Origin of the sequence: Amycolatopsis sp. NPDC059235 (assembly GCF_042754125.1) — a bacterium.
Lineage (GTDB): Bacteria > Actinomycetota > Actinomycetes > Mycobacteriales > Pseudonocardiaceae > Amycolatopsis > Amycolatopsis albidoflava.
This window is the reverse complement of record NZ_JBHZAG010000011.1, coordinates 22,332-48,537: the sequence shown is the minus strand read 5'-3', so window position 1 is coordinate 48,537 and position 26,206 is coordinate 22,332. Positions and strand designations below refer to the sequence as shown.

Below are 26,206 nucleotides of genomic sequence, written 5' to 3'. Positions count from 1 at the left end.
AGGGCTGAGAGCTGGCATATTGCCACTCGTAAGCGGGTATGCACAGCACTGATGCGTCACGGGGAAGTTTCGCACAAGACTTGCCGGAAGACGGGTGTCGCGGCCGCCGCGCACGGTAAGTCAGGATGTCCTCCATGAACGCCAACCCCGGTCCCCGGCTGCCGCCAGCCGGACGACGTGCGCGAACGGTGAAAGGCCGCCGCGCGGCCAGGCCCGGCGCGCAGTTCGACGGATACCTCGCCCCGGAGCGGCCGCACGCCGGCGCCTACGACGAGATGTTCGCGCCCGATGGCATGGTCCGTGGCCCCTACCGAGCGCTCTACGGCTCGATCGCCGCACTCGACGCCGGCGACCTCACCAACCGCTCGCAGGCACTCGACCGGGCGATGGTGGACCAGGGGATCACGTTCTCGCTTTCGGGCCAGGAGCGGCCGTTTCCGCTCGACCTCGTGCCTCGCGTCATCCAGGCGACCGAATGGTCCCGGCTCGAACGCGGCGTGACACAGCGTGTCCGGGCGCTGGAGGCGTTCCTCGCCGACGTCTACGGCGACCGGCAGATCCTCCGCGACGGCGTCCTGCCGCGCAGGCTGATCACCTCGTGCGAGCACTTCCACCGCGAGGCCTACGGGATCAAACCGCCCAACGGGGTGCGGATCCACGTCTCCGGCGTCGACCTCGTCCGCGACGAAGAGGGCACATTTCGCGTCCTGGAGGACAATCTCCGCAACCCGTCCGGCGTGTCGTACGTGATGGAGAACCGGCGCACGATGGCGCGCGTGTTCCCGGACCTGTTCGCCCGACATCGGGTCCGTCCGGTCGGTGACTATGCGTCACATCTGCTTCGCGCGCTGCGAGCGGCGGCCGCCCCGAACGTCGCGGATCCGATGGTCGTCGTGCTTACCCCGGGCGTGTACAACTCGGCCTACTTCGAGCATTCGCTGCTGGCCCGGCTGATGGGCGTGGAGCTGGTCGAGGGTCGCGACATGTTCTGCCGCGACAACGTGGTCTACCTGCGCACCACCGAGGGCGAGCGCCAGGTCGACGTGATCTACCGGCGGATCGACGACGAGTTCCTCGACCCGGTGCACCACCGGCCGGACTCGGTGCTCGGCGTCGCCGGCATCCTCAACGCCGCCCGCGCGGGCAACGTGGTGGTGGCGAACGCGGTCGGCAACGGCGTCGGCGACGACAAGCTCGTCTACACCTACGTGCCGGAAATGGTGCGCTACTACCTGAACGAGAAACCGATTCTGCCCAATGTGGACACTTTCCGCTGCTGGCTGCCCGACGAGTTCGACTACGTCATGCAGCACGCCGGCGAATTGGTGATCAAACCGGTCGAGGGCTCCGGCGGGTACGGCATCGTTTTCGGGCCGGACGCGTCCAAAAAGGAGCTCGACGCGTTGCGCCGCAAGGTGCGCGCGAACCGGCGCGGCTGGATCGCGCAGCCGGTGGTGCAGCTGTCCACCGTTCCGTCCAAGGTGGACGATCGGCTCGCGCCGCGGCATGTGGACCTGCGGCCGTTCGCGGTCAACGACGGCAAGGAAATCTTCGTGCTGCCCGGCGGCCTCACCCGGGTCGCGCTGCCCGAGGGCAGCCTGGTGGTGAACTCGTCGCAGGGCGGCGGGTCGAAGGACACCTGGGTGCTCGCTTCGCGGTCCTCGACGTCGGAGCAGGAACTGGACCGTCCCGCGCTCGGCGACGTGTCCGTTGTGGACGGTGTCGCCGCGGAACAGGGACCGGAGCTTTCCACGTCGCAGCAGCAACAACAGCAACAGCAGAGCTGAGGGAGGGAAATCATGATGCTGGCCCGCAACGCGGAGTCGCTGTACTGGATCGGCCGTTACGTCGAACGCGCCGACGACACCTCCCGCATCCTGAACGTCTCGGTGCATCAGCTGCTGGAAGACGCGAGCGTTGACCCGGACCACGTCAGCCGTCAACTGCTCGCTGTACTCGGCATTCCGTTCGACGCGGGCGACGCGCTCGACGTCTGGAAGCTGACCGAACTGGTCGCCTACGCGAAGGACAATCCGTCGTCCATCGTCGGTTCGATCAACTCCGCGCGCGAGAACACTCGCGGCGCGCGCGAGGTGGTGTCGACCGAGCTGTGGGAATGCCTGAACGCGACGTGGAACGCGGTGCCGGACCGGCAGCGTTACGCCCGCCGTGCCGGGCCGCACGCGTTTCTGTCCTTTGTCGAGGAACGGGCGGCGATGTTCGCCGGGCTCGCCGATTCCACGATGAGCCGCGACGACGGCTGGTTGTTCCTGGTGCTCGGCCGATCGGTCGAACGCGCGGACATGGTGGTGCGGCTGCTGCTTTCGCGAGTTTCGGACCGGGCGTCGTCGCCGGGATGGATGACCGTGCTTCGCTCGGCGGGCGCGCAGGACACGTACCTGCGCACCAACCGTGGCGCGCTGGACGCCGCACGCGTGGTGCAATTCCTGCTCAGGGACACCCTGTTTCCGCGTTCGGTCTTCCACGCCTTGCGCCAGGCGGAGGATTGCCTGCGGCAGCTGGATCCGGGAATCAACGCACGGGGCAACGAAAAAACCGAGGCCGTCCGGCTGCTCGGCCGCGCCCGCAGCGAACTGGAATTCCTCCACCCGGCGGCGCTGCTGGACGACCTGCCGCGACGGCTGCGCGGGCTGCAGGAAGCGATCAAGGAAATCGGGGAAGCGGTGTCCATGCAGTACTTCCACACGTCGCCGTGGGTGGCGTGGAGCGGTGCGGAGGTGTCCCTGTGACCTGGCAATTGCGGGTGACGCACCGGACCGGCTACCGGTACGCGACGCCGGCCACCCAGTCGTACAACGAAGCCCGGCTCACGCCGCGTTCGGACCGGCGGCAGACCACTTTGGCCACTCGCATCGAAACCTCCCCGGCCACGCGCGCCTATCGCTACACCGATTACTGGGGCACCGACGTCACGTCGTTCGACTTGCACGCGCCGCACACCGAGTTCACCGTGCTCGCGACGTCCGTGGTGGAGACCGCGGACGAAGCGGAACCGGTGCACTCGGCGACGTGGAAAGACCTGCAGAGCGAGACCGTCCGCGATCAGCGCACGGAATATCTGACGCCGACGCCCTATACGCCGAATGATCAAGAACTGTCCAAACAGGCCCGTGCGCTGCGCAAGGGATTGGACCCGGCGGACGCGGTGCTCGCGATCTGCGGCTGGGTGAACGAGCAGTTGAAATACCAGCCCGGAACCACCGGCGTACACAGCACGGCGACCGATTCGTGGCGAGCGCGCGAGGGCGTGTGCCAGGACTTCGCGCACGTCACGCTGGTAATGCTGCGGGCGATCGGCATTCCGGCGCGGTATTGCTCCGGGTACCTGCACACCAAGCCGGAGGCCAAACTCGGCGAAAAGGTGGAAGGCGAAAGCCACGCCTGGGTCGACGTGTGGACCGGCGGCTGGTGGGCGCACGACCCGACGAACGCGATCCCGGTCGGGCCGCGGCACGTGTGGGTCGCGACTGGGCGGGATTACGCGGATGTGGCTCCGTTGAAGGGGATCTTCACCGGGGCCAGTCAGTCCACTTTGGACGTTTCGGTGGAACTGACCCGGATGGCTTAGTCACGCGGTCTGACGGCGACGGGAAACCGCCAGCAGCCACAACAGATACCCGCCGCCCAGCGCCGCCGCCACGACACCCACGGGCAGCAGTGAAGCGTCCAGAACCCGCTGTCCCACGAAGTCCGCCGCCAGTACCAGCACCGCTCCCATCGCCGCGGAGGCGACCAGGTTCGGGCCCGGGCGGCGGGTCAGGCGGCGAGCGAGTTGCGGCGCGGCAAGGGCGACGAACGGAATCGGCCCGGCCGCGGCGGTCGCGGCAGCGGCCAGGGCGACCGCCGCCAGCAGCACCACCGCACGCACGCGCGGCACCGCGACGCCGACCGCGACAGCCGCGTCATCGCCCATTTCCAGCATTCGCAACGCGGGCTGGTGCACGAAGATGAACGGCGACAGCACCAGGACAGCCAGGCACAACGGGATGAAGTAGTTCCAGTCGCGGCCCGCGAGATCGCCGGTCAGCCAGCCGACCGCCTGTGCCGCGGCTTCGAGTTTCGCTTGCACCAGCAGATAGCCGTTGACCCCGGCGAGCACCGCGCTCACCGCGATGCCCAGCAGCACCAGCCGTGAGCTGAGCAAACCGTGCGGGGCGCACAGCGCGGTGACCAGCAACGCAGTGAGCAGGCCGCCCGCGACCGCGCCGACCGACACCAGTCCGGGGCCAGCGCCGAACAGCAGGATCATCATGATCCCGCCGGTCGCCGAGCCGGTGGTGAAGCCGATGATGTCGGGACTGCCGAGCGGATTCCGCGTCACCGTCTGGAAAACCGAACCCGCCAGCGCGAGCGCGATGCCGACGAAGATCGCCACCAACGCGCGCGGCAGGCGGCCGGTGACCACCAGATACTGCGCCTTCGTGCCGGATCCGGCGAGCGTCCGCAGGACTTCCATCGGCGTCATCTCGTAATCGCCGGTGCCGACGGCGAGCACCAGAAGCACCGCCGCCACCAGGGTCAGCAGTCCGACGACCATCCACGTCCTCATCGCCGCACCGACTTCAGCCGCCGCGCCACGATCACGAAGGCGATGCCGCCGATCACGTCTGTCATCACGCCCACCTGGATTTCGCCGTTGCCGCCGAGCAGTCGGCCGAGCACGTCACAGCCGAGCAGCAATACCGGACCGAGCAGCGCGGACAACGGCAGCACCCACCGTTCGTCCTGGCCGACCAGCGCGCGGACGACGTGCGGGATCATCAGCCCGACAAAGGCAATCGGGCCACACGCGGCGGTCGCGGTCGCGGAAAGCAGGCCGACGGCGATCATGCCTGCCGCGCGGGTCAGCGCCGGGTTCGCGCCGAGGCCGCGTGCGCTGTCGTCGCCGAGCGCGATCGCGTTGAGCGGCCGAGCGAGTACACCCGCGATCACCAACGCGGCCAGGAAAAACGGCAACAGCCCGGCGAGGCTGTCGAGGTTCCGGTTCACCAGCGAGCCGACGAGCCAGTACCGCATCTGGTCGAGGCTGTGCGTGTTGATCATCTGCATGCCCTGGTTGATCCCGACGAACACGGCCTGCACCGCGACACCCGCGAGCACCAATCGCAGCGGGCTCACCGAGCCGCCGATGACCGTGACCAGGACCGTTCCCGCCAGCGCGCCGAAGAAGGCGAACCACACCAGTTGCTCCGGCGAAGTCACCGAGAACACCGCGCCGCCCAGGACGATCGCGACCGCCGCGCCATGGTTGATGCCGAGCAGACCGGGGTCGGCGACCGGGTTCCGGGTGATCGCCTGCAGCAACGCGCCGGCCAGCCCCAGCCCGACGCCGACGGCCAGGCCGAGCAGCGTCCGCGGCAACCGGTCGTCGCGGATCACGACGTCCTCGAAGGTGCCGCTGTAGGAGAACAGCGCGTGCCAGACGCTGCCGAGCGGTAACCGGTTGGAGCCGAGAGCAATGGACAGCACCACCACCGCGACGAGTGCGACGAGCGCCGCGACCAGGACTGTCGCGCGAACGCCCCAGCGCCGGGATGTGACGCGCTCCCCAAGCAGGACCATGGCGTTCACCCTAAGGCAAGGCTAACCTCAGGCGGTACCTCACCCGATCCTCCGGAGTTCCGATGACCTTCTCACCGGCGCGGCTGTCCCGCCGCGGCTTTCTCGCAGGCACCGCCGCCGCGGGCACCCTCGGCCTGCTGAGCGCCTGCGGGTACAAAGACGACCAGCCGGCGGCGGGCGACGGCGCGACCTGGTCCTTCACCGACGACCGCGGCCGCAAGCTCGACGGCAAGCGGCCGGAACGGATCGTCGCACAGGTGACCGCCGCGGCCGCGCTCTGGGACTTCGGCGTGAAATCGGTGGGCATTTTCGGCCCGTCGAAGCTCCCGGACGGCAAGACCGATCCGCAGGCGGGCGGCGTCGACCTGAAGTCGGTGACCTCGCTCGGCAACGTGTGGAACGAGTTCAACTTCGACAAGTTCGTCTCGTTGAACCCGCAGCTGCTGGTCAGCGTGATCTATCTGAAGCAGCAGATGTGGTACGTGCCGGACACGATGGCGGACAAGGTCGACAAGGCCGCGCCGAGTGTCGGCATTGGACTCCAGGACATCGCGATGCCGCAGGGAATCGCGAAGTTCGAGGCGCTGGCGAAGGCGCTCGGCGCGGACGTCGCGACGCCGGAAATCCAGCAGGCCAAGGAGAAGTACGAGGCGGCGGAAGCCAAGCTCGCCGAGGCGGTCAAGAAGACGGCCGGGCTCAAGGTGCTGCTGCTGTCGGCGCAGAAGGACACGACGTACGTGGCCAATCCGGCGAAGTTCGCGACCTCGAAGCACTACCAGGACAAGGGGATGCAGTTCGTCCTGCCGGAGAAGCCCGACGAAAGCCAGGGCGGCTACTACGAGCAGGTGAGCTGGGAGAACGTCGGCAAGTACGCGGCCGACGTGATCATGTACGACTCGCGCGGCGGGTCGCTTTCGCTCGGCCCGGACGGGCTCGGCGGCGTCCCGACCTGGCAGCAGCTGCCCGCGGTGAAGGCGGGCAAGCTGATCCCGTGGAACAACGAGACGCCGTTCTCGTACCAGCGGTTCGCGCCGGAGCAGACCCGGATCGCCGACGCGCTGGGCAAGCTTGCCTAAAAGCACCCCAATGTGGCATTGGGTGCATGCGACGCACCCAATGTGGCATTGGGTGCGTGAGATGCACCCAATGCCACATTGGGGCGTTCGCCAGGTCAGCTGCGGGCGTGCGCGTCCAGCAGGTGCGCCACCGCTTCGGTGACCTGCTGGGCGTAGTCCAGGTTCAGCCACTCGTCGGGCACGTGGATGTTGGAATCCGCCCCGCACGCGCCGGTGACCAGGAACTGCGCCTCCGGGTACTTCTCGCCGAGCAGGCCCATGAACGGGATCGACCCGCCCATGCCCGCCGCGCGGTGCGGACGGCCGAACACCTCGTCGTCGACCCGGCGCAGCGCGTCGGTGAGCCACGCGGCTTCCTCCGGCGCGTTCCAGCCGTTCTCTGCCTGCTGGTCCTCGGCGATGGTGACCTTCGCGCCGTACGGAACATCCGTAGTCAGCACCCGCTTGATCGCCGCCAGCGCGTCGTCCGCGACCGCCGTGGGCGGCAGGCGGAAGCTGAGCGTGAGCGTGGTGCTCTGCCGCAGCACGTTGCCTGCCTCGGCGGGCAGCGGAAGCCCCTCGCCGCCGATGATCGACAGCGTCGGCCGCCAATAGTTGTTCAGCAGCAGCTCAAGCGCGTCCTCGGACACCGTCTTTCCGCCGCTCACCAACGGGAACGCGGTGTGCAGCGCTTCCGGCGCCACCTCCGCGACCGCCTCGATCTCGGCGCGACGGCTGGCCGGCACCTCGACGTTCAGCTCGGACAGCTTGATCTCGCCGGTTTCCGCGTTCTCGATCCGCTCCAGCAACTGCCGCAGCACGCGGAACGAGCTCGCGACGACACCGCTGGCCAGGCCGGAGTGCTGCGCGGTGGCGAGCAACTGGACGTTGACCGTCAGGTGCACCATGCCGCGCAGGCTGGTGGTGAGCCACAGCCGCTCGTAGTCCATGCCGCCCGCGTCGAGGCAGACGACGAGGCTGACTTCGCCGAGCCGTGCGCTCAGGTGCTCAAGGTAAGCGGGCAGGTCGGGGCTTCCGGATTCCTCGCCGGTTTCCAGCAGCAGCGCGATGCGCGCGTGCTCGCCACCGGCGGCGTGTACCGCTTCCAGTGCGGCACTGGCCGCGTACCCGGAGTAGCCGTCGTCGACCGAACCGCGGCCGTACAGGCGACCGTCGCGGATGACTGGCGTCCACGGGTCAAGGCCTTCGGACCAGCCGCCGACCGGAGGCTGCTTGTCGAGGTGGCCGTACATCAGGACAGTGCCCTTGTTCGTCGCGCCCGGGGTGGCCGGAACGTCGACGAACAGCAGCGGAGAACGGCCTTCCAGCTCGACGACCTCGATCCGCGCGCCCGGCAGGTCGCGCCCTTCGAGGTAGGTCTTGACGTGCTGGACGGCGGCGGCGAGATGCCCGGTCGACGCCCAGTCCGCGTCGAACGCCGGGGACAGCGCGGGGATCGCGACCAGACCGGACAGGCTCGGCGTGACGTCGTTGATCCACGTCGAGACCACGGATTCGCGTACGGATTTTTGTTCCACAGCGCCATCTTGCCACGGTGACCGACGTCACCGGTGCGGGTGAACGTCGTGCGCGGCGATCCCGGCGAGAACCGCGATCGCCGCTCGCGAGGGCAGGTAGGACGCGGGATGGCCGACCGACCATCGCCACTCCCATACTCGGGCATCCAAGCGTTTTCCCTGTTCAGCGAGCTTTTCTCAGCAACAAATCAGCAACTCCCGCTCTCCATCGGAGCAATTCTCGTGCCAGGATGTGGCCACGAACCGTCAACGCCGACGATGACCGGAGCACCTCGGACCCGAGGCGCCGGTCCCCGCCGGTGCAGTCGCTGTGGCCGCCACAAGCGGCCGTCAGAGGCGCCGACACCGAGGAGAACAGCTCATGCCGTCCGAACAGTGGACGCACCCGGAACCTGGAGACGGGCCGGCCGCCGTAGCGGCCCAGCCTTCCCCCGAACAGGTGATCGCCGGTTTGCGAGCGACAAGCGAAGGTGGCGCTGAGCTGACTCAGCTGCTCACCCCCGAGGGCCAGCGGGTCCCGTCCGAGCGGTTCGACCGCTACGTCGAGGACGTGGACGACGAAACGCTGAAGAACCTCTACCGCGACATGGTGCTGGTGCGCCGCGCGGACCGCGAGGCCAACGCGATGCAGCGCCAGGGGCAGCTGGGCATCTGGGTGCCGCTGCTCGGCCAGGAAGCCGCGCAGGTCGGGTCCGGTCGCGCGCTGCAGCCCCGCGACATGGCTTTCCCGAGCTACCGCGAGCACGGCGTCGCCTACACCCGCGGCGTCGACATGCGCGAGCTGATCGGGATTTTCCGGTGCACCGACCACAGCGGCTGGGACTACCAGGCGCACCGGTTCCACCCGTACACCATCGTCATCGGCAACCAGGTGCTCAACGCGGCCGGTTATGCGATGGGCCAGAAGTTCGAGGGCAAAGTTGGCGACGAGGGTGGCGAGGCCACCATCTGCTACTTCGGTGACGGCGCGACTTCACAAGGCGACGTCCACGAAGGTTTCGTCTGGGCCGCGGTGTATGACGCGCCGCTGGTCTTCTTCTGCCAGAACAACCAGTGGGCGATTTCCGAGCCCACCGAACGCCAGTCGCGGCTGCCGCTCTACCAGCGCGCCCGCGGCTACGGCTTCCCCGGCATCCGCGTGGACGGCAACGACGTCCTCGCCTGCCTCGCCGTCACCCGGTGGGCGCTGGAGGAATGCCGGCACGGCAACGGCCCGGTGCTGATCGAGGCGTTCACCTACCGGATGGACGCGCACACCACGACCGACGATCCCACCCGCTACCGGCTCTCGGACGAGCTGGAGGAGTGGAAGCTCAAGGACCCGATCGAGCGCGTCCGCGCGTTCCTGGCCCGCAACGGGCACGCCGACCAGGCGTTCTTCGACAGCGTCCAGGCCGAGGCGGACCAGTTCGCCGCCGAGCTGCGCGACTACACGTTCAACATGCCCGAGCCGCCGCCGGACCGGGTGTTTTCCCAGGTGTACGCCGAACCTTCGCCGGTGCTGGAAGCGCAGCGCGAGGAGTATCTGTCCTATCTCGACGGTTTCGCGGCAGCGGGTGAGCACTGATGACTGACTTGCAGAAGCTCACGATTGGCAAGGCGCTCAACCTCGGTCTCCGCCGTGCGATGGAAGAAGACCCGAAGGTCCTGATCATGGGGGAGGACGTCGGCAAGCTCGGCGGCGTCTTCCGGATCACCGACGGACTGCAGAAGGACTTCGGCGAGCAGCGCGTGCTGGACACGCCGCTCGCCGAATCGGGCATCATCGGCACCGCGGTCGGCTTGGCCGTGCGCGGATTCCGGCCGGTGTGCGAGATCCAGTTCGAAGGCTTCATCTTCCCCGGCTTCGACCAGATCTCCTCGCAGCTGGCGAAACTGCACTACCGCACGCAGGGCAAGGTCAAGATGCCCGTCGTGATCCGGGTGCCGTTCGGCGGCGGGATCGGCGCGGTGGAGCACCACTCGGAATCGCCGGAATCGCTGTTCTCGCACATCGCCGGCCTCAAGGTGGTGTCGATTTCAAACGCGGTCGACGCCTACTGGGGCATCCAGGAGGCGATCCGCTCGGACGACCCGATCCTCTTCTTCGAGCCCAAGAAGCTGTACCACTCGGGCGCGTTGAAGATGGAGGTCGACACCTCGACGGCACCGTCGCGAGTGTTCGCGTCGCAGGTGGTGCGCGAGGGCACGGACGCCACGGTGGTCGCGTACGGCCCATCGGTGAAGGTGGCGCTCGACGCCGCTACGGCCGCCGAAGCCGAGGGCAAGTCGCTGGAGGTCATCGACCTGCGCACGCTCTCGCCGCTCGACCTCGGACCGGTCTTCGAATCGGTCCGCAAGACCGGACGGCTCATCGCGGTCAGCGAAGCGCCGTCGGAATCCTCGCTGACCTCGGAAATCGCTGCCCGGGTCCAGCAGGAATGCTTCTACTCCCTTGAGTCCCCCGTCCTGCGCGTGACCGGATTCGACACGCCGTACCCGCCTGCGAAGCTCGAGGAGCACTACCTCCCCGACCTCGACCGGGTCCTGCACGCTGTCGACCGATCTCTCGCCTGGTAAGGGGGTTGCATCAGAAATGCCCGAGTACAAACAATTCCCCCTGTCGGACACGGCGGAGGGGCTGACTGAAGCCGACATCCTCGCCTGGCGCGTCAAGCCGGGAGACACGGTCACGGTCAACCAGATCGTGGTCGAGGTCGAGACCGCGAAGGCCGCTGTCGAGCTGCCGATCCCGTGGGCCGGGGTGGTCACCGAACTGCACGTGGAACCGGGGCAGACGGTGGAGGTCGGGACGACGATCCTGACCATGGACGTGGATCCCGACGGGAAAGCCGCGCCCGCGCCCGCCGCTGCTGCTGCTTCCGCTGCCGCGCCCGCTCCGGCCGAGGAGGAGATGAAGCCGCTGGTCGGCTACGGCTCCAAGGCGGCCGGGACTACCCGGCGGGCGCGTAAGGGCGCCACTCCGGGTCCGGCTCCCGCGCCCGCTCCTGTCGCGGCGGCCCCGGCACCGGTGGCGGAAACCCCGCGCGGCGGTTACGTCCCGCTGGCCAAACCGCCGGTTCGGAAGCTGGCCAAGGACCTCGGCGTCGACCTGCACTCACTCACCGGCAGCGCGGACGGCGGCGTGATCACCCGCGACGACGTCCACGCCGCCGCCAACGGTTCCGCCGCCCCCACGGTGTCCACAGTGTCCACTGTGGATTCCGGCTACGACCCGGCCACCCGCGAGCGGCGTGTGCCGATCAAGGGTGTCCGCAAGGCGACCGCGGCCGCGATGGTGCAGAGCGCGTACACCGCTCCGCACGTCACGGAGTTCCTCACCATCGACGTCACGCCGATGATGGAGCTGCGCGAGAAGCTCAAGAAGTCGCGCGAATTCAGCGGCGTCAAGCTCACTCCGCTGGCGTTCGCGGCGAAGGCCGTGTGCCTCGCGGCGAAGCGCACGCCGGACGTCAACGCGGTGTGGGACGAGGCCGCGCAGGAGATCGTCTACAAGGATTACGTGCACCTCGGCATCGCGGCGGCGACCCCGCGCGGTCTCGTGGTGCCGAAGATCCGGGACGCGGATTCCTTGTCGCTCAAGGAACTCGCGGTCGCGCTCACCGAGCTGACCGACGTCGCGCGCGAGGGCAAGACCACGCCGGCGGCGATGCTGGGCGGCACGTTCACGATCACCAACGTCGGCGTTTTCGGCGTCGACACCGGCACGCCCATCATCAACCCGGGCGAGTCGGCGATCCTGGCGGTCGGGGCCATCCGCGACACCGCCTGGGTGGTCGACGGCGAGATCAAGGTGCGCAAGGTGATGCAGCTGTCGCTGAGCTTCGACCACCGGGTGGTCGACGGGCAGCAGGGGTCGGAGTTCCTCGCCGACGTCGGCGCGCTGCTCGCCGATCCGGCAGTCGCGATCACGTACTAAGCGACAAGGCCGTGTCCACCCGGGCACGGCCTTTCGTTTATCGAGTTGACGGAGTGAGTGCTCACTCCGTAACTTGGAGAGTATGGAAACAAGGAAAAGAGCACCGGGGATGGCCCCGGACGACCGGCGGCGGATGATCGTCCGCGCGGTGCTCCCGCTGGTCGTCGAGCACGGTCACGGGGTCACCACCGCGCAGATCGCCCGAGCCGCCGGGATCGGCGAGGGCACCATCTTCCGGGTCTTCAAGGACAAGGACGAACTGTTCGACGCGTGCGTGGAAGCCGCGCTCGATCCGGCGGAGGCGCTGGAGATGATCGGGGAGATCCCGGCTGAGCTGCCGCTGGAGAAGCGGCTGGCCGAAGCCGCCGAGGCGATGAACGCGCACCTGCAGCGAATGGGCGCGGTGATGGCCGCGACGATGAAGGGACGCCCGCGCGCGGCGGCGGAAGAGGCGCGCAACCGCAAGTCAGTGACCGGGGACAGCCGCCGCGAGTCGCTCGAAGCGATGCAGCGCGCGGTGCGGGAGCTGTTCGTTCCGGACGCCGCCCGGTTGCGGCTGCCGGTGGACAAGGCCGCTTCGCTGTTCCTGGCGCTGCTGTTCACGCAATCCCGCCCGATGCCGGGTGCCCCGACTAATGACGAGGTCATCGACGTCTTCCTGCACGGTTCGGTGCTGGCGTGATCCCCGGCGGTGGGGGCGGGATCGAGATGGCCCTCGGCCGCCGCGGTCGCCGCAGGATGGCGCAATCCGTGCCGGACAGCGGTCTCACCGGGCCGGTCGACATCCCGGAACCAGAACAGCCCGAACAGCCGAAAGGCCTGCGCGCCCGGCTGTCGCGCATGCGCACTTCCGTAGCCGGCACTGTCCGCGGCCTGCCGAAGGTCGCGAAGCTGACTTGGCAGGCCAGCCCGACGTTGACGATCGTGCTCGCGGTGATCACGCTGGCGTCCGGCCTGCTGCCGACGGTCACCGCGTATATCGCGAAAATCCTGCTCGACTCGGTGGTCGCCGCGATCCAGCATCGCGGGTCGACGGCGGACATCGTGCGCATCACGCTGTTCCAGTTCGGCGTGCTGGCGGCGACCGCGATCAGCAGCGCGCTCACCACGATCGCGCAATCCCTGCTGCAGGAACGGATGACGCTCAGCATCCGGCACCAGGTCATGCAGCACGCGAGCGACTTGCACCTGTCGTACTTCGAGGGTTCGTCGTCCTACGACATGCTGCGCCAGGCAGCGCAGGAAGCGCCGACGCGTCCGTTGTCGATGATGACCTCGGCGCTCGGCCTGATCCGGACGCTGATCACCTTCGCCAGCATGATCGCGCTGCTGGTGTCGATCAGCCCGCTGCTCGCGCTGGTTGCTTTGCTGGCCCCGATTCCGGCGTTCATCTCGCAGTCGAAATACGGTTCGCGGGCGTTCTGGCTCACCTTCATGATGTCGCCGATCAAACGGCGCATGGACTATCTGTCCTCTTTGGTCACCACGGATACGTATGCCAAGGAGACCAAGCTGTTCGGCCTCGGTCCGTACTTTGTGGACCGGTTCCGGAAGCTCGGCCTGGTGTCCTACGAACGGCAGCGAAAGCTGACGGTGAAACGGAATGTCAGCTCGACGTCGTGGGGATTGCTGAGCACGCTGGTCGGCTCGGGGATCGCGTTGTACATCGCGCTGGAAGCGGTGGGCGGGCGGCTGACGCTCGGCGACCTGGCGCTGTACACCGCCGCCGCGACGTCCGTGCAAAGTTCGGTGACCGGTTTGTTCACCGCGTTTTCCGGGATGTACGAGAACAATCTCTACCTGGACACGCTGTACAAATTCCTCGACACCAAACCGGAAATCACCGCCCCGCCGAAGCCGCGGCCGCTTCCGTCCACTGTGGATGGACACATCCAGTTCGAGTCGGTGAGCTTCAGCTATCCAGGCGCGGACGAACCGGCGCTGCACGGGGTAAGTTTCGAGATCCGTCCCGGTGAGACCGTCGCGGTGGTGGGCCGCAACGGCGCGGGCAAATCGACGCTGTTCAAGCTGCTGTGCCGGCTGTACGACCCGACAGCGGGCCGGATCCTGCTGGACGGCGTGGACATCCGCGAGTATGACCCGGTACAGCTGCGCACCAAGATCAGCGCGATGTTCCAGGATTACGTGACCTATCAAGGCACCGCGGCGGAGAACATCGGTCTCGGCGACCTGAACCGGCTCACCGATCGCGAGCACATCGAGGAGTCCGCCCGCCGCGCCGGAGCCGACGAGCGCATCGCCCGGCTGCCGACGGGGTACGACAGCCCGCTCGGCCGGTGGTTCGACCAGGGCGTGTCGCTGTCCGGTGGGGAATGGCAGAAAATCGCGCTGGCCAGGGCCTTCCAGCGCGAGGCCCCGATCCTGATCCTGGACGAGCCGACGTCGGCTTTGGACGCCCAAGCCGAGCACGACCTGTTCAACCGGCTGCACTCGTTGTCGCGCGGGCGGACGACGCTGTACATCTCGCACCGGTTCTCGACGGTCCGCCAGGCCGAGCGCATTCTGCTGCTGGACCACGGGAAGGTCGCGGAGTACGGAACGCACGAGGCGCTGATGGCGGCCGACGCCGGGTACGCGGAATTGTTCACGCTGCAAGCGGAGGCGTACTTGAAGTGATTATCTTGGGGTGATCAGCCGAGGGGGTTTCGTGCTCATCACCACTCAAGACCTGGGGGTCACCGCGGGCGAGACTGAGCTGTTCAGCGGTCTCGACCTGGCCGTCGACGCCGGCGAATGCCTGGTCGTCCGGGGTGCCAACGGGGCGGGCAAGTCGACATTGCTGCGCTGTCTCTACGGGAACCAGCCGCCGACGTCCGGTTCCGTGTCCGTCTGCGGCGGACCGCCCGACGAGCGGTCCGCCGCTTTCCGCCGCCGCGTTTCGGTGCTTTTCGACGATTCGGCGCTCTTCGACGAGCTCACCCCGCGCCAGCATCTCGATCTGCTGCGCAATTCTTTCGGCGGCGAACTGGCCGACGGCCCGGTACCGGCTCCCGATGTGCCCGCGGCAGAGCTGTCGGCCGGACAACGGCGCCGGCTCCTGCTGCACGCCGCGGTCGCGCGTCCGCACGAGGTGCTGCTGCTGGACGAGCCGGAACGCGCCCTAGACGCCGAGGGCCGGGCGTGGCTGTCCACTCTGGTCCGCACCAGCACCGGACGCGGCGCGGCGGTGGTCGTGGCAAGCCATCACCCGCCGCTCGCGGACGAGGTCGCGGATTACGTGGTGGACCTGTGAAACGACCGGATCTGGTCCTGGCGCTGGTCATCGCGGCCGGGCTGCTGGGATCGCCGTTCTACAACACCGAACTGGTGCGGAGCCAGCTGATCGGCGGCGCTCCGGTGGGCGCGCTCGGCAGCCTGCTCGTGCTGTGCACCGGCCTCGCACTGGCCTGGCGCGCGACCTTGCGCCGCGGCTACCTGTGGACCCATCCGGCCACGCTGACCTGGGACGATTTCGACGGTCAGCGTCCTTCCGCGCTCACCCACCGGCTCGTGCTGGACTGGGCCGCCCGATTCGGTGTCGCCGCGTATTTCTTCGCGGTTTCGGGCATGCTCATCGGTTTCCCCAGCTCGCTCGTCGGTCCAGTGGTGCTTTTCGTGGTTGTCGCCGCCCTGGCGCTGGCGATGGGCCGCCGCCGCTCGTTCCCCGGCGAATCCCTTCTCCCGCTTACCCTCGCACTGCCGCTGGTAGTTCCACTGTGGACATACGTCGTCACCGCCGCCATCGCCGCCTGCGCGTTGGCGCGGTCCTCTCCGTTGCCGCGCACGGTTTCTCGCGACACCTTGATCCGGCACTACACCGAACGCATGGTGCGCCGGACGTCCGCCGCTTTCCTGGACGTCTGGGCGCTGCTCCCGGCCGGACGCCCAGTGCCGTGGCGGAACGCGCTGGCCGGTCGTTTCATCGTCACCCGGTATGTCGTCACGGGGACTCTCGCGCGCCGGTACACGCTCGGCCTGCCGGTCTTCCTGGCACTCGCCGTAGTTGCGACCCACGCGACCTTCCCCGCCGTGACGTCAGTGTGGCTGCTCGGCATCGGCGGCTACCTCGGTCTCCTGCCCTTCACCGCCCCCGTCGCGCAGCTGCATCGAGTGCCCGGGCTGCGCCGCTGGCTGGACGCGTCAAACCTGCGCCTGCACGCCGTGACCTGCGCTTTCCTGTGCCTGCTAGCCCTGATCTGGGCGGGCGTGGTGCTGCTGCTGGGCATCCCAGCCTCCGTCAGCGCGGTCGTGGCGGTGCTGATCGCCGCCCTCGCGGCCGTCCGCTCGGTGACCCGCGGCCCGCTGGACTTCAGCTCGATGGGGATGGTGCTGTACGAAGGCGTCCTGATCCCGGCGGGCCTGGTGCGACAACTCGTCCGGGGCCCGGATCTCCTGGTGCTCGGGTTAATTGCCGCGAGTTTCGTCCCGCTCTAGTTCTAGGCTTGCTCGCCATGGGGCGACGCATCATGGTCACTGGCTGCTCCGGGGCCGGAAAATCCACTCTGGCCAGGCAAATCGGCGCCGCCCTCGACATCCCGGTGACGCATCTGGACCGGCTCTACTGGCGTCCCGGCTGGGTCGCGGCCCCGCCGGAGGAGTTCCGCGCCGCCGTCGCCGAGGCCGCCAGCACGGACAGCTGGGTGATCGACGGCAACTACAGCAAGACCTTCGACCTGCGCCTGCCGTTTGCTGACACCGTGGTGCTGCTGGACGCCTCCCGCTACACCTGCCTGCATCGAGTCGTGCGCCGGCAGGTGCGCGAATGGGGTCAGGAAACGCAGGCCGCCGGGTGCGTGTCGAAGATCGATGCCGAACTGGTCCAGTGGATCTGGAACTGGCCGACCCGCCGCCCGCTGATGCTGCGACGGATCGCCACCGAGGCTCCGACCGCGCGGCAGGTGCTGCTGCGCTCGCCGCGCGAGGTTTCGGCGTTCCTGCAGCGCCTGCGATGATCGCTTGCCGGGCTAGCAATAAAGTGCCCCACATGACGACGGGTACGGCCGCGGAGACCGCCGCACAACTGGAAGCCGAGCTGGATAAGTATCCCGATGAGCAGGGAGAGATCCTTTTCGAGGCGGCACGGGCATGGCGTCAGGCCGGTGACGACGACCGCGCCGTCGCGCTGCTGACCCAGGCTGTCGCGCTGGGCGGCGAGGAAGGGGGCAACGCTCGGGTCGAACTCGCCGAGGTGCTGTTCGACCTCGGCGAGTTCGACGAGGCCCAGGCCCGCCTGGACGAGTTGCGGAGCGAGCAACTGCCCTCATCGATGCCGTATCACCTGGCCGCTGAGCTGCTGGAACACCGCGGAGAGCTGCAGCAGGCGCTGGCCTGGTTCGACCTGGCCGTGGCCCGGCTGTCTGAGGAGGAGCTGGCCGACCGGAACACGGAGTTCGGGTTCTTCACCCTCGCGAACAACGTCTTGACTGGTCGACGACGGGTGCGCCGCGCGCTGGGGTTGCCTCCGGACGAGCAGGACGAGTCGGTCCAAGGTCCTTCGGATCCGGTCCGTGCTGCCGCCCCGCCAGCGCCTCCGGGGGAAGTGCGAGTGCTGTTCTGGCCCCGCGACGAGATTCCCCGCGCGCACGAGGCTTGGCCGCACCTGGTTCAACACGCCGACGCAGACACCATCGTCGCCGACCGAGAGGCCGACAACCGGGAGCTGTCCGAGACGGGCGTCGCCCGGATCTTGATGGTCCCGTTGACCGTCGCGAAACTCCGAGAGTTCGCGACCCGTACCGGCGGCGACCCAGCCGCGGAAGACACCCGGCTGGCCTGCATGAACGAGGTCTTCGAGGAAGGCGGCGCGCTGAGCTGGCCCCCCGCGCGCAACGAGCCCTGCTGGTGCGGCTCGGGTGCTAAATACAAGAAATGCTGCGGCCGTCCCAGCCTCTCCTGACCGCGATCGGCAGCCTCCTGACCTGCGCTTATTTCCCCTCGGGAGCAAATCCCGGCACTCGTTCGTTCACCTGGTATGGCTGTCGTGTTCCTGCTCTACGTCATCGCTGAAGTCGCCGCCATCTGGGCGGTCGGCTCGGTCGTCGGTGTGCTCGGCACGATCGGTCTGCTGATCGCGGGCGCGTTCGTGGGCTCGTGGCTGGCGCGCCGCGAGGGCGGCAAGGCGATGCGCGCGTTCATGGCGACCGCGCAGTCCGGCCGCAATCCGGAGAAGGAACTGACCGACGGCATGCTCGTCGCGCTCGGCGGCGTGCTGATCATGGTGCCCGGCTTCGTCAGCGACGTCCTGGGCCTGCTGTTCCTGCTGCCGCCAACCCGTTCGGTCGCCCGGCGGTTCTGGCTGCGCCGCGCGGAGAAGCGCGCCGTCCGGTACGCCAACCAGCGCCGCGGCCCGGTGATGGTGGTGGACAGCGAGGTCGTCACGGAGGAGCCGCGGCCGTCGAACCACCCGGTGATCGAAGGCCGGATTGTCGAAGGCTGAGCCTTTGCCACAATGACTCCCGTGGAGCGGCTGGTAACGACTTCCGCGGTGAGCGCCCGCATGAGCAAGCAGAAGTCCCGCAACACCGGGATCGAAATGGCGCTGCGCAAAATCCTGCACGCCGCCGGGTTCCGCTATCGGGTGCATCGACGTCCGGTCAAAGGCGTTCGCCGCGAGGCTGACCTGGTGTTCGGCCCAGCCCGGGTGGCGGTTTTCGTCGACGGCTGCTTCTGGCACGGCTGCCCGGAACACGGCACGTGGCCGAAGAACAATGCGGATTATTGGCGGACCAAGATCGAAACCAACCGCCGCCGAGACGCGAATACTGACGCACTGCTGCTCGAAGCGGGCTGGCTGTCCGTGCGAATCTGGGAACACGAAGCGACCGATACGGCCGCGTCGCGGGTGATCGAGACCGTGCGGGAACGCCGGCCCCATTAATGTTGGCGCCATGCCTCTACCGGGTCAGCCCACCGCCGCGGAGTTCTTCGCCGGCATCGGTCTCGTGCGCCTAGGCCTCGAACCGGCCGGCTTCGACGTCGCGTGGTCCAACGACATCGAACCGGCGAAGCAGGCCATGTACGAGGCGCACTTCAACGACCGGGGCGCGCACGAGTACGTCCTAGGCGATGTCGCCGCCCTGCGCGGGGCTGACCTGCCCGCCGGCCTCAGCCTGGCCTGGGCGTCCTTCCCGTGCACGGACCTCTCGCTGGCCGGCTGGCGCCGCGGCCTGGCGGGCTCGCACTCGTCGACGTTCTGGGAATTCACCCGCATCCTCGATGAACTGGGCCCCGACCGTCCGCCGGTGGTAGCGCTGGAAAACGTAGTAGGCCTAGCCACCAGCCACGGCGGCGACGACCTGCGCGCGGCGATCCGGGAACTCAACCGTCTCGGGTACTCGGCCGATGTCCTGACCCTGGACGCGCGGCGGTTCGTCCCGCAGTCGCGGCCTAGGTTGTTCATCGTTGGTGCGCAGAATCCGCCCTCTGACTCGCCCGCGCCGTCGCCACTCCGCCCGGCTTGGCTGTCACTTGATCCTTCCTTGCGGACACATCGCGCCGCATTGCCCGCGCCTCCGCCGCTGCTGGTCACCGGGCTGTCCGCCGCTGTCGAACGCCTGTCCGCCGACGACGAGCGTTGGTGGGCTGCGCCGCGTGCTGCCGCGTTCATTGGCTCCCTTTCGCCGCTCCAACTGGAACGACTGACGCAGCTCAAAGCGGGAAAGAAGCTCGTGTACCGGACGGCTTACCGCCGCACTCGCAACGGAAAGCCGGTGTGGGAGGTCCGGCCAGACGACATCTCCGGCTGCCTGCGCACCGCCCGCGGCGGGTCTTCTAAGCAGGCCGTCGTACAAGCTGGCCGGGGAAGCGTGCGAGTCCGGTGGATGACACCACGCGAGTACGCGCGGCTGATGGGGGCGGGGAAGTACGCGCTGGACGGGCTGCGGAACAACCAGGCCCTGTTCGGCTTCGGGGACGCGGTGTGCGTCCCGGTGGTGCAGTGGCTGTCGGAGAATTACCTGATGCCGTTGGCGCGTGGGGAAATGAGCTTGGAGACCGCGGTTTAGTCCGCCCCAGTCGGCTTAGGAATGTCGAAATACCCCGACAACCGCACCGCCGGCGCGTACTCGCCCTTGACCTTCACCTTCCCGGTAACGAACATCGCCGCCACCGCCGCGTTCCCGGTCGCCATCCGGATGAAGTCCTCTACCGCCACCGTGATCGTCGTGTCCGGGGTGCGGGCCAGGTCGGTGCTCGACACGCACAAGCCGTCCTCAATCACCGTTTGGTAGCGGTCGAAATCGTCCCCTGCCGGAAACCGCCAGGAGACCACGATGTCCACGTGCCTGGCTCGTTCCGGGCGGAAGTGTTCCGACATCCGGCGGAAGATCTCGTCCAGGAAGACCGCGCGCAGCTCGTCGTGGTCGGCGATGCCTTTCAGCTGCTCTCGCGTAGCCGACGCCACGACATCGACCAAGGCCTGGGTGGTCAGCGAGCCGATGTCGATGCCGGCTCCGGCGGTGCCGAGCATGTGCAGCGTCTCCAGGACCTGCACGAACTGCTCCGACGTCAGTTTGCCCACCTCAAGGGTGCGGGCGAAACCGTTCACCGCGTGCTCACCGGGTGAGTGCGCGGCACGCATGCGCGAGCGCCAGCGGGACACCGGAGCGGCTCAGGCCGGTCGGGGGAGGTCGAAGTGGCCGACCAACCCGGCTGCGAAGGCCAGGTCGCCCTTGACCTTGAGTTTTCCGGTCACGAACAGGACCGCGGGCGTCGCCTGGTGGGTGATGATGCGGAAGAAGTCCACGGGCGAAAGCGTAATCGTCACGCGGGCCTTCTCGCGCATTTCGCGGGACACGGTGCAGGTTCCGTCGGAAAGCACCGTCTCGTAGCGGTCGTAGCCGCCCTCGCCGGTGCCGCCGGACAGCCGCCAGTGCACGACCGCGTGCAGCGACTTCGCACGGATGTGCGCTCCCATGCGCGCGAAGATCTCGTCCAGCACTCGCTCCCGCAGCGGGCGCTCGGCGACCACCGCCTCCAGCTGCGCCCGCGACGCGCGCGCCACCAGCGTGGCGAACTTCGTCGGGTCGACCTTGTCCAGCGAGAACGCCGGCACCTGCTCCGACAGCCGCACCAACGCCGCCAGCAGGCGGTTCATGTCGGAACGGCCCAGCTCACGGGGGTCAATGGCGTCCGCGACCGCGTTGACGTCGAGCGCGCTCGCGTCGACGGCTTCGGTGCGGTCCAGCGCGTCCAGCAGCGCGACCCCGCGCAGGCCGGCCAGGTCAGAGCTGGTCGCCTCCGGGTTGTCGGCCATCTTCCACCCCTTCCAGAACTTTCCGCCGTAAGGCTACCGGTGAGTAGGTAGCCCGGCAAGCAACGCCGGGGGCCTGGCTCCGGGTACCGTCCGTGCCAGCGAGAGGGAGGAAACAACCACCGTGCCCGACGAAGATCAGCGCCCACCCGAGCGAGCGAGACGGCTCCCGAGGGCGGTCCGTGAACGCCAGATCCTGGACGCCGCGGTGCGGGTGTTCTCCCAGCACGGCTACCACTCGGCGTCGATGGACGAGATCTCCGAGGTCGCGGGCGTCTCCAAGCCGATGATCTACACCTACCTCGGCTCGAAGGAAGACCTCTTCGGCAAGAGCATCCAGCGCGAGGCGACCCGCCTGCTGGAAGCCATCCAGGCCGGCGTGCAGCCCGACCTCCCGCCGGACATGCAGCTGTGGCACGGCCTGCGCTCGTTCTACCGCTTCGTCGCCGAGTACCGCGAGTCCTGGACGGTGTTGCACCGCCAGGCGCTGACGGTCGGCGGCGGGTTCGCGGCGGAGATCACCGCGATGCGCACGCGCGCGATCGAACTGGTCGCGGCGCTCGTGGTGGCCGCGGGGACGCGCAAGGGCCTCGGCGAGCAGACGGAGTTCTCCGGGCCCGGACTGGCCGCCGCGCTGGTCGGCGCGGCGGAATCGCTGGCCGACTGGGCACTGGACCACCCGGAGATCTCCGACGGCGTGCTCGCGTCCTGGCTGATGAACCTGGTGTGGCTGGGGTTCAACGACCTTGTCGAGGGGCAGGTCTGGAAGCCCTCAGAGTGAGCGGCGCGGCTCTGCCTGTCTCGATCTGCGCGTTGGTGTTCACGGTCTTCTCGTTCTGGTGGCTCAACGCGCGACCGGGTCGGCTGAAGACCTTCCCGCCGCACACCTTTGCCTCCGGCCCAGAGCGGGACGGCGGGCAGTCGGTACTCGTCCCGCTGGTTCTCCACAACACCGGCGCACTGCCGATTGTGGTTCGAGATCTCCGCGTCGTGGTGCTGGGAGAACCGGCGATGAGCGTGCTGAGATGGGAGAGAACGCGTCCCCGGCTACGCGGCGAAAACGACGCCGACCTCCCGGCAACGTTCGCCGTTCCCGGTCGGAGCGTCACCCAGATATTCGCTGAGTTCGACTCCGCTCCGCCGGGCTTCCAGAACCTAGATCGCGAGATTCGCGTTGAGGCTCAACTCGGACGGCGGGCAAGGTGGCACCACGTCGTCACTTTCGTGCTTCACACATCGGCGGCCATTCATCCCGAGCAGTACCTCGAGTACCGAAACGAGAAGCCCTCAGAGGGCTGAGATCACCCCGTCCAAATGGGGCTTCGGCTTCCGGGCGTGCCACAGCTCAAACGCCCACCCGTCATCGGTCTGCCAGGTCGTGAAGGCCGCGCGGCCGGGCAGCAGCACCGGTTGCTTGAAGCGCACCGCGACGCTGTACGCGTCCGGCAGCCGACCCTCGAAGGACGCCAGCGCGTGCGCCTTCGTCCACATGCCGTGCGCGATCGCCTTCGGGAAGCCGAACAGGCGCGCGGTCAGCGGATGCAGGTGGATCGGGTTCCGGTCACCGGAAACCTCGGCGTAGCGACGGCCGATGTCTCCCGGGACGTGCCACAGCGCGGACGGCTTCGGGGGCGTCAGCTGGGTGCGCGGACCCCCGGAACCAGAACCCGAGCCGGTGCGGCGGAGATAAGTCGACACCTCGCTCCACACGGTGTCCGCGCCCGAGTGGACCTCGCTCACCATGTCGAACTGGGTGCCTTTTTCGTGCGGGCGCAGGTTTTCCGCGCGCACGCTCACCCGGAACGTCTCGCCGAGCAGCAGCGGACGGTGCTGCGTGATCCGGTTCTCGACGTGCACCAAACCCAGCAGCGGGAACGGGAAACCCGGTTCGGTCATCAAGGCCATCTGCAGTCCGAACACCAGCATGTGCGGATACGTCGCCGGAAGCTCGTCCGAGAAGCGGAATCCGCAGACTTCGTTGTAGGCCGCGACATGTGCGGGATCAACGACGACCTCCGGGCGCACCAACTCCGTACTAGGCAGAGTCGAGCCGCCGCCTCGGCGGAGCAGGGCTTTCGGGTACAGCGTCGCCAGGCTTGGCGCGCTCGTCACTTCACGAACAGCCATCCCTCACGCTCCCAGCAGCGCCTGGCCGCACACGCGGACCAGGTTTCCGTTGACCGCGGCCGACGCCGGATTGGCGTACCAGGCAATGGTTTCCGCGACGTCCACCGGCAGGCCGCCCTGACCGAGGCTCGACAGCCGCCGTCCGGCCTCGCGGATGAACAGCGGGACCGCGGCGGTCATCTTGGTCTCGATGAACCCGGGCGCGACCGCGTTGATCGTGCCGCCGTACTCCGCGAGCTGCGGCGCGCCGACGTTCACCATCCCGATCACGCCCGCCTTCGACGTCGCGTAGTTCGTCTGGCCGACGTTGCCCGCGATGCCGGCGATGGACGAAACCCCGATGACCCGGCCGTTTTCGCGCAGGACCTTGTCGCCGAGGAGCTTGTCGTTCACCGCGAGCTGCGCGGCGAGGTTCACCGAAATCACCGAATCCCAGCCGCCCTCGGTCATGTTGCCGAGCGTCTTGTCGCGGGTGATTCCGGCGTTGTGCACCACGACATCCACGCCGCCGTGGCGGGAAGTCAGGTACTCGGCGAGCTTGGCGGGCGCGTCCGCGGCAGTGATGTCCAGCTGCAGCGCCGAACCGCCGATCCGATTGGCCACAGTGGACAGATCGCCGCCCTGCGCGGGGATGTCCAGCGCGACCACGTGCGCGCCGTCGCGGGCGAGCGTTTCGGCGATCGCCTCGCCGATGCCGCGCGACGCACCGGTGACCAGGGCGACCTTGCCGTCCAGCGGCTTGTCCCAGTTCTCCGGCGCGGGCGCGGTCTTCGCGTGCGTGCCGACGCGGACGACCTGGCCGTCCACGAACGCCGACTTCGCCGAGAGCAGGAACCGCAGCGTCGACTCGGCCGCTTCCTCAGCTCCTTCGGCCACGTAAACCAGTTGCGCCGTCGCGCCGCGCTTGAGCTCCTTGCCGACCGAGCGGACGAAACCCTCCAGCGCGCGCTGGGCGATCCGCTCGCGGCCCTCGGCCAGCTCCGGCGGCGTACCGAGCACGACCACCCGGCCCGACGGTCCCACCTTGCGGATCACCGGGTGGAAGAACCGGTAGACCTCGCGCAGCTGTCCCGGATCCTTAACGCCGGTGGCGTCGAAAACCAGCGCCGCCTGCCGGTCGGCCGGTGCGCTGATCACCTCGATGCCCGCCTCGGTGAGCTGTGCCCGGACCGTCTTCTCCAGCCGGCCGCCAGGCGCGGCGCCGAGAAGTGCGGGACCCTCGAGTGCGGGTTGGCCGGGACGGTGCCGGCGCAACGTCGCGGGGTTGGGCAGGCCGAGCTTCGGCACCACGAATTTCCCCAGCGGAGTCCTCGTGAACTGCTGGTACCTGTCCGCCATCACGTGCCTCCCGTGCAGTCTGCGTCACGTCGCAGTCTAACCTACTCACTAGTAGGTTACAGTGTGAAAGGGACGACTCAGAGAGGTGGACGCCCATGGCGACCAGGAAAGCCCCGGCAGTGCGCAAGGTCGCGATCGTCGGCGGAAACCGGATCCCCTTCGCCCGGTCGAACGGCCCGTACTCCCGGGCCTCGAACCAGGACATGTTCACCGCCGCGCTGGACGGTCTCGTCAGCCGGTTTTCGCTGCAGGGCGAGGTGATCGGGGAGGTCGCCGCCGGCGCGGTGCTCAAGCACTCCAAGGACTTCAACCTCGCCCGCGAGAGCGTGCTGGGCAGCAAGCTCTCGCCCGCGACGGCGGCGTCGGACGTCCAGATGGCGTGCGGCACCGGATTGCAGGCAGTCATCAACGTCGCCCACAAGATCGCCCTCGGGGAGATCGATTCGGCGATCGCGGGCGGCGTGGACACCACGAGTGACGCCCCACTGGCGGTGAACGCCAACCTGCGCCAGATCCTCGTGCAGCTCAACGCCGCGAAGACGCTCGCCGACCGGCTCAAGCTGGTCGCGAAGCTCCGGCCGGGCCACATCGTCCCGGAGATCCCGCGCAACGCCGAACCGCGCACCGGATTGTCGATGGGGGAGCACGCCGCGCTCACCGCGCAGGTCTGGGACGTTACCCGCGAGGCGCAGGACGAACTCGCCGCGACCAGTCACCGCAACCTCGCCGCCGCCTACGACCGCGGATTCTTCGACGACCTGGTCACGCCGTACCTCAAGCTCGCCCGCGACCAGAACCTCCGCCCGGACTCCTCGGTCGAAAAGCTCGCCAAGCTCAAGCCGGTCTACGGCGGCCCGGACGGAACCATGACGGCGGGCAACTCGACGCCGCTCACCGACGGCGCGTCGACCGTGCTGCTCGCGACCGAGCAGTGGGCGAAGGCGCACAACCTGCCGGTGCTGGCGTACCTGACGTTCAGCCAGACCGCCGCCGTCGATTACGTGCACGGCGACGAGGGACTGCTGATGGCCCCGGCGTACGCGGTGCCGCGGATGCTCGAACGCGCCGGATTGACGTTGCAGGACTTCGACTTCTACGAGATCCACGAGGCGTTCGCGTCTCAGGTGCTCGCCACGCTCAAGGCATGGGAGGACCCGGCGTTCGCCAAGGAGAAGCTCGGCCTCGACGCGCCGCTCGGCTCGATCGACCGCGCCAAGCTCAACGTGAACGGCTCCTCGCTGGCGGCCGGGCACCCGTTCGCGGCGACCGGCGGCCGGATCGTCGCGACGCTCGCGAAGCTGCTGAACGAGAAGGGTTCCGGGCGCGGCCTGATCTCCATTTGCGCGGCGGGCGGCCAGGGCGTCACCGCGATTCTGGAGAAGTAAGCCAAGGTCCG

27 protein-coding genes are annotated in these 26,206 nt (G+C 68.3%); 19 read left to right on the top strand and 8 right to left on the bottom strand.

From position 1 onward, the window contains the following. Nucleotides 1-125: 125 nt before the first annotated feature. From ACFXI3_RS10420 to ACFXI3_RS10410, 3 genes are read left to right on the top strand one after another with little or no spacing between them, the layout of a single operon-like run. Nucleotides 126-1,787, top strand: a complete 1,662-nt coding sequence (locus tag ACFXI3_RS10420) for a circularly permuted type 2 ATP-grasp protein (RefSeq protein WP_344282843.1) — start codon at nt 126-128, stop codon at nt 1,785-1,787. Between the two features lie 15 nt (nt 1,788-1,802). After that, nucleotides 1,803-2,750 (top strand): alpha-E domain-containing protein, encoded by a 948-nt coding sequence (locus ACFXI3_RS10415; protein ID WP_344282913.1) that lies wholly within the window; start codon nt 1,803-1,805, stop codon nt 2,748-2,750. Continuing rightward, on the top strand, nt 2,747-3,589 hold the full coding sequence (locus tag ACFXI3_RS10410) for a transglutaminase family protein (protein WP_344282840.1): 843 nt from the start codon (nt 2,747-2,749) through the stop codon (nt 3,587-3,589). Before ACFXI3_RS10415 ends, ACFXI3_RS10410 begins: the two co-directional genes overlap by 4 nt. Here ACFXI3_RS10410 and ACFXI3_RS10405 read toward each other — a convergent pair whose 3' ends face one another. Continuing rightward, complete coding sequence (locus tag ACFXI3_RS10405; RefSeq protein ID WP_344282837.1) at nt 3,590-4,570, bottom strand: iron chelate uptake ABC transporter family permease subunit; 981 nt, start codon at nt 4,568-4,570, stop codon at nt 3,590-3,592. Next, nucleotides 4,567-5,583 (bottom strand): FecCD family ABC transporter permease, encoded by a 1,017-nt coding sequence (locus ACFXI3_RS10400; protein WP_378399333.1) that lies wholly within the window; start codon nt 5,581-5,583, stop codon nt 4,567-4,569. Before ACFXI3_RS10400 ends, ACFXI3_RS10405 begins: the two co-directional genes overlap by 4 nt. Before the next feature lie 62 nt (nt 5,584-5,645). Between ACFXI3_RS10400 and ACFXI3_RS10395 the strand changes: the two genes are divergently transcribed. Continuing rightward, on the top strand, nt 5,646-6,659 hold the full coding sequence (locus ACFXI3_RS10395; protein WP_378399332.1) for an ABC transporter substrate-binding protein: 1,014 nt from the start codon (nt 5,646-5,648) through the stop codon (nt 6,657-6,659). A 95-nt stretch (nt 6,660-6,754) separates the two neighbouring features. Here the strand turns inward: ACFXI3_RS10395 and ACFXI3_RS10390 are convergent, their stop codons facing one another. Then, entirely contained in the window at nt 6,755-8,176 is a 1,422-nt protein-coding gene (locus ACFXI3_RS10390; RefSeq protein WP_378399331.1) for a M20/M25/M40 family metallo-hydrolase, read from the bottom strand. A gap of 27 nt (nt 8,177-8,203) precedes the next feature. Next, nucleotides 8,204-8,326, bottom strand: a complete 123-nt coding sequence (locus ACFXI3_RS10385) for a hypothetical protein (RefSeq protein ID WP_378399330.1) — start codon at nt 8,324-8,326, stop codon at nt 8,204-8,206. A 211-nt stretch (nt 8,327-8,537) separates the two neighbouring features. On the opposite strand from ACFXI3_RS10385, the gene pdhA reads away from it, so the two are divergent. The 12 genes from pdhA (at nt 8,538) to ACFXI3_RS10325 (ending at nt 20,098) form a co-directional block, all read left to right on the top strand. Then, nucleotides 8,538-9,743: a pyruvate dehydrogenase (acetyl-transferring) E1 component subunit alpha gene (gene pdhA / locus ACFXI3_RS10380; RefSeq protein ID WP_344282827.1), complete on the top strand. Its 1,206-nt coding sequence runs from the start codon at nt 8,538-8,540 to the stop codon at nt 9,741-9,743. Beyond that, nucleotides 9,743-10,735: an alpha-ketoacid dehydrogenase subunit beta gene (locus ACFXI3_RS10375; RefSeq protein ID WP_344282824.1), complete on the top strand. Its 993-nt coding sequence runs from the start codon at nt 9,743-9,745 to the stop codon at nt 10,733-10,735. Before pdhA ends, ACFXI3_RS10375 begins: the two co-directional genes overlap by 1 nt. A 16-nt stretch (nt 10,736-10,751) precedes the next feature. Further along, nucleotides 10,752-12,095, top strand: a complete 1,344-nt coding sequence (locus tag ACFXI3_RS10370; RefSeq protein ID WP_378399329.1) for a dihydrolipoamide acetyltransferase family protein — start codon at nt 10,752-10,754, stop codon at nt 12,093-12,095. Between the two features lie 109 nt (nt 12,096-12,204). After that, nucleotides 12,205-12,777 carry a TetR/AcrR family transcriptional regulator gene (locus ACFXI3_RS10365; RefSeq protein WP_378399328.1) on the top strand — a complete coding sequence of 191 codons (573 nt, stop codon included), beginning with the start codon at nt 12,205-12,207 and terminating at the stop codon, nt 12,775-12,777. A 56-nt stretch (nt 12,778-12,833) separates the two neighbouring features. Next, nucleotides 12,834-14,732: an ABC transporter ATP-binding protein gene (locus tag ACFXI3_RS10360; RefSeq protein WP_378399327.1), complete on the top strand. Its 1,899-nt coding sequence runs from the start codon at nt 12,834-12,836 to the stop codon at nt 14,730-14,732. 31 nt (nt 14,733-14,763) lie between these two features. Further along, the gene (locus tag ACFXI3_RS10355; protein WP_378399326.1) at nt 14,764-15,348 is read left to right on the top strand and encodes an ATP-binding cassette domain-containing protein; all 585 of its coding nucleotides are present in this window, start codon (nt 14,764-14,766) and stop codon (nt 15,346-15,348) included. Continuing rightward, nucleotides 15,345-16,529: a hypothetical protein gene (locus ACFXI3_RS10350; protein WP_378399325.1), complete on the top strand. Its 1,185-nt coding sequence runs from the start codon at nt 15,345-15,347 to the stop codon at nt 16,527-16,529. The genes ACFXI3_RS10355 and ACFXI3_RS10350 overlap by 4 nt, the downstream gene beginning before the upstream one ends. A gap of 17 nt (nt 16,530-16,546) precedes the next feature. Continuing rightward, entirely contained in the window at nt 16,547-17,047 is a 501-nt protein-coding gene (locus ACFXI3_RS10345) for a DNA topology modulation protein FlaR (RefSeq protein ID WP_378399324.1), read from the top strand. Nucleotides 17,048-17,079: 32 nt separating this feature from the next. Beyond that, nucleotides 17,080-17,991, top strand: coding sequence for an SEC-C metal-binding domain-containing protein (locus tag ACFXI3_RS10340; RefSeq protein WP_378399323.1), 912 nt, complete (start codon nt 17,080-17,082; stop codon nt 17,989-17,991). Between the two features lie 75 nt (nt 17,992-18,066). Then, entirely contained in the window at nt 18,067-18,531 is a 465-nt protein-coding gene (locus tag ACFXI3_RS10335) for an FxsA family protein (RefSeq protein WP_378399322.1), read from the top strand. A gap of 12 nt (nt 18,532-18,543) precedes the next feature. Then, entirely contained in the window at nt 18,544-18,972 is a 429-nt protein-coding gene (locus tag ACFXI3_RS10330) for a very short patch repair endonuclease (protein WP_378399321.1), read from the top strand. 10 nt (nt 18,973-18,982) lie between these two features. Then, nucleotides 18,983-20,098, top strand: a complete 1,116-nt coding sequence (locus tag ACFXI3_RS10325; RefSeq protein WP_378399320.1) for a DNA cytosine methyltransferase — start codon at nt 18,983-18,985, stop codon at nt 20,096-20,098. Here ACFXI3_RS10325 and ACFXI3_RS10320 read toward each other — a convergent pair. Together ACFXI3_RS10320 and ACFXI3_RS10315 are read right to left on the bottom strand one after the other, a co-directional pair. Continuing rightward, nucleotides 20,095-20,673: an alkyl sulfatase C-terminal domain-containing protein gene (locus ACFXI3_RS10320; RefSeq protein ID WP_378399319.1), complete on the bottom strand. Its 579-nt coding sequence runs from the start codon at nt 20,671-20,673 to the stop codon at nt 20,095-20,097. The genes ACFXI3_RS10325 and ACFXI3_RS10320 overlap by 4 nt on opposite strands. 30 nt (nt 20,674-20,703) lie before the next feature. Continuing rightward, nucleotides 20,704-21,348 (bottom strand): SCP2 sterol-binding domain-containing protein, encoded by a 645-nt coding sequence (locus tag ACFXI3_RS10315; protein ID WP_378399318.1) that lies wholly within the window; start codon nt 21,346-21,348, stop codon nt 20,704-20,706. A 121-nt stretch (nt 21,349-21,469) separates the two neighbouring features. On the opposite strand from ACFXI3_RS10315, the gene ACFXI3_RS10310 reads away from it, so the two are divergent. Next, complete coding sequence (locus ACFXI3_RS10310) at nt 21,470-22,126, top strand: TetR/AcrR family transcriptional regulator (protein WP_344282777.1); 657 nt, start codon at nt 21,470-21,472, stop codon at nt 22,124-22,126. After that, on the top strand, nt 22,123-22,644 hold the full coding sequence (locus tag ACFXI3_RS10305; protein WP_378399317.1) for a hypothetical protein: 522 nt from the start codon (nt 22,123-22,125) through the stop codon (nt 22,642-22,644). Before ACFXI3_RS10310 ends, ACFXI3_RS10305 begins: the two co-directional genes overlap by 4 nt. Here ACFXI3_RS10305 and ACFXI3_RS10300 read toward each other — a convergent pair. Both ACFXI3_RS10300 and ACFXI3_RS10295 read right to left on the bottom strand, forming a co-directional pair. After that, on the bottom strand, nt 22,633-23,472 hold the full coding sequence (locus ACFXI3_RS10300) for a MaoC/PaaZ C-terminal domain-containing protein (RefSeq protein WP_378399316.1): 840 nt from the start codon (nt 23,470-23,472) through the stop codon (nt 22,633-22,635). The two genes, ACFXI3_RS10305 and ACFXI3_RS10300, sit on opposite strands and share 12 nt — an antisense overlap. 3 nt (nt 23,473-23,475) lie before the next feature. Next, nucleotides 23,476-24,810 carry a 3-oxoacyl-ACP reductase gene (locus tag ACFXI3_RS10295; protein WP_378399315.1) on the bottom strand — a complete coding sequence of 445 codons (1,335 nt, stop codon included), beginning with the start codon at nt 24,808-24,810 and terminating at the stop codon, nt 23,476-23,478. Nucleotides 24,811-24,905: 95 nt separating this feature from the next. Here ACFXI3_RS10295 and ACFXI3_RS10290 point away from each other — a divergent pair, with 95 nt between their 5' ends. Further along, complete coding sequence (locus ACFXI3_RS10290) at nt 24,906-26,195, top strand: acetyl-CoA C-acetyltransferase (protein ID WP_344282765.1); 1,290 nt, start codon at nt 24,906-24,908, stop codon at nt 26,193-26,195. Nucleotides 26,196-26,206 lie beyond the last annotated feature (11 nt).